The 3,455-nt window shown below is 70.9% G+C and carries 1 protein-coding gene; it reads right to left on the bottom strand.

What is annotated here, in order from left to right; genetic code table 11:
• Nucleotides 1-218 precede the first annotated feature (218 nt).
• Nucleotides 219-3,455, bottom strand: a 3,237-nt coding sequence (locus ACGF5G_RS35665) for an amino acid adenylation domain-containing protein (RefSeq protein WP_393271303.1), incomplete at its 5' end; no start/stop codon positions are given.

Raw genomic sequence — 3,455 nt, 5'->3', positions numbered from 1 at the left:
ACACCAACGGCCGCCGCAGGTCACCCACCAGGTCCAGGCCCTCGAACTCGGCACCCGCCCCGGCGACACCCACAACCCGGACCTGACCACCAACGAACCCGACAGACATGAGCGAACCTCCGATCAGGGGCGGCGTCACCTGTGCGGGTACCGCCGGTGAGGGAATCAGGAACTACGTGGTCGCGGCCGTCGGCGCCCACGGCGGAAGGAGTACCGGGTCAGTCAGCGGCGGTGGGCAACCCGGGCCCGGCGTCCAGGAAGCGCAGCATCTGGCCGTTCAGCTCCTCGGCGAGGCGGTACGGCAGGAGGTCGGTACGGATGGTGACGCGCAGGAGGGCGTGGTCGGCCCGGGGCAGCACCTCGACCGTGAGGCCGTTGGGCACCTCCCGGGCGTACGGCTCGACGACCTCCTCCGTCCGGCAACCGGGCAGCTCCAGCGGGTGCACCACGTTGTCCTGGAAGACGAAGGTCGGCAGGCTGGCCACCACCTCGCTGGAGATCCCGGCGGTGGGGTCGTCGGCGGTCTCCGCGAAGGAGACGTCCTGGGCCCGCATCAGGTCGTTGATCGTGTCGTTGACGCGAAGGACGAGTTCGTCCTCCGGCCCGTCGAACCGGACCCGGACGCAGTTGAGGTTGATCCTGGTGGTGAAGGCGGAGTCGAGGACGCGGCTGCCCCGCTTGGCGACGACCATCAGCAGGCCGATGTCGTCCTGCTGATGGAGGGCGCGCAGTGCGGTGGCGAAGGCGGCGGTGAAGTAGGCGGAGCGGCTGAACCGGTGTTCGCGGGCGGCCCGGTCCCAGCGTTCCATCACCTGCGGCGTGACGGTGACGGTGTGTCCGGCCTTGGGACCCCAGGCGAGCGCCTGCTCCAGCGACGCGTCGGCGGGAGGGTTGCCCTGGCGGGGCAGGCCGCGGAGTTGTTGGCGCCAGTAGGCGCGCTGCGACTCGAGGTCGGTGGCGGCGCGCAGCCGGGTGAACTCGTCGTACGACTGGCGCAGCGTCGGTGCGGGCTGGTCCCACGCGGGTGTCTGGCCGCCGCAGCGGGCGGTGTAGGCGTGGCTGAGGTCGCGGACGAGGAGGGCGTGTGACCAGCCGTCGAAGGCGATGTGGTGGATGCCGACGCCGAAGAGGATGCGGTTGGTGGTTTTTTCGCGGATGAGGGCGGCGCGCCAGTTGCGGCCCTGGGTGTAGTCGAGTGGTTGTTGGACGGCCTCGGCGAGTTGGTCGAGGGCGTCCTGTTCGGTGGTGGCGTCGGTGAGTAGGTGGAGCTGGGGTGTGCCGGGGTTGGCCGGGATGATGGCGACCGGGGGGTTGACCCGTCGGTAGTGGGCGTGCAGTGCCTCGTGTCGTTGGTGGACGTCGCCGAGGGCTGCCATCAGCGCGCGGAGGTTCAGGTCACCCTCGATCCACCAGGTGACCGGGTTGATGACCTCCAGGGGCGACATCAGGCACTTCGCCACCTGCTGCGCGAGCGGGACCAGGCCGGAACGCTGCCGGCGCTGCCCGGCGGTGGCGCCGGCTCCCGTACGGCGGGGTGCGGTGGTGAGCCAGTGGGCGAGTGTGTGTGGGGTGGGGGTGCGGTGGATCTGGGAGACGGGTACGACGACGTTGGCGGCTTCGTCGAGGGCGGTGGCGACGGCGGCGGATTGGAGGGAGGTGCCGCCGAGGTCGAAGAAGCTGTCGTGGGTGCCGATGCCTGCGATGCCGAGGACGGTGGTGTAGACGCTGGTGACGAGTCGTTCTTCGTCGGTGGTGGGTGGGACGTAGTCGACGTCGAGGTCGGGGCGTTGGGAGCCGGGTTCTGGTAGGGCGCGGCGGTCGATTTTTCCGGTGCCGCCGACGGGGAACCGGTCGAGGGTCATGATGACGGCGGGGACCATGTATGCGGGCAGGGCGGTCGCGGCGTGGGCGCGTAGTTCGCTGACCGTCGGGGTGCGGCCGTCGTGGCCGGTCACGTAGCCGACCAGCCGGGCGACTCCCTGGTCTTCCCGGCGGACGACGACGGCGGTGCCGACGTCGGGGTGTTGTTCGAGGACGGCTTCGATTTCGCCGAGTTCGATGCGGATGCCGTTGACTTTGACCTGGTGGTCCATGCGGGCGAGGATTTCCAGCGCCCCGGTGGCGTTCCACCGGCCCAGGTCGCCGGTGCGGTAGGCGAGGCCGCCGCCGTGCGGGTCGGTGACGAAGCGTTCGGCCGTCAGCTCCGGGCGGTTCAGGTAACCGTCAGCCACTCCGGACCCGGTGATGAGGATTTCGCCGGGGACGCCCATGGGGACGAGGTTCAGCTGTGGGTCGACGACGTGGATCTGTCGGTTGGGCATGGGCCAGCCGATGGGCACGTACGCGCCGTCCCAGCCGGCGCTGGCGTCGTACCAGGTGCAGGCGACGGATGCCTCGGCCGGGCCGTACGCGTTGATCAGGCGGGTGCCGGCGGCCAGCCAGCGTTGGGCCATGCGGGGTGGGATCGGTTCACCGGCGAGGGTCACGCAGGACATGCTCGGGCAGTCGGCCGGGTCGACCGCGGCCAGGTTGGTGGGCGGACAGAACGCGTGGGTGACCTGCTCCTTCGCGATGAGTTCCGTGAGCCGGCGCGCGTCGAGCAGGTCGTCACGGGAAGACACCACGACGCGTGCGCCGGAGGTCAGCGCGGTGAAGACCTCGCCCAGCGCCACGTCGAACACGGGCGCGCAGCAGTGCAGCATCCGGCTGTCCGGACCCACCGCGCACTCCTCGCGCATCCACGCCAGGAAGTTCGTCAGCCTGTCGTGGGAGAGCACCACGCCCTTCGGGGTACCCGTCGACCCCGAGGTGTAGATCACGAACGCCGGCGCCGAGGCGTCGACCACCGGCAACCCGGCCGGGTCGCCTGCCCGCACCGTCTCCCGGTCGTCGTCCAACGCCACCACCCGCACCCCGTCGACCCGGGGAATCCGCGGGGCCACCTCACCGACGGTCAACACCACCCGAGCGCCGTGGTCGGCCAGGAGCATCCGCATCCGCTCCGCCGGCCAGGCCACGTCCATCGGCGTGTACGCCGCCCCCGCCCGCAACACCCCCACCATTGCGATCAGGGACCACAGGCTGCGGTCCAACGCCAACGACACCACGTCACCGGCGCCCACACCCACCGACCGCAGATACCCCGCCAGCGCCCCCGACCGGCGCGCCAGTTCCCCGTACGTCAGCACCTCGTCGCCAGCGGCACCCGCCACCGCCTCCGGCGTCCGCTCCGCCCACCGCAGCACCAACTCGTGAATCGGCGCTCCGGGCACCTGACGCACCGGCCCCCGCCCCCACGCCAACAACCGCTCGCGTTCCACATCGGTCACCAACGGCAACGCCGACAGGCCGACCTCGGGATCCCGTATCCCGGCCGAGGTCAACACCACGGTCTGGTCCAGCAGGCCCCGCACCCAGTCCGTGGAGAATCCTTCGGCCGCGTAGTCGATCCGCAG

This window comes from Micromonospora sp. NPDC047730, from assembly GCF_043204765.1.
In the GTDB taxonomy this organism is placed as follows: Bacteria; Actinomycetota; Actinomycetes; order Mycobacteriales; family Micromonosporaceae; genus Micromonospora.
The sequence above is the reverse complement of the archived record's forward strand: the minus strand, read 5'-3'. Positions and strand labels throughout refer to the sequence as shown.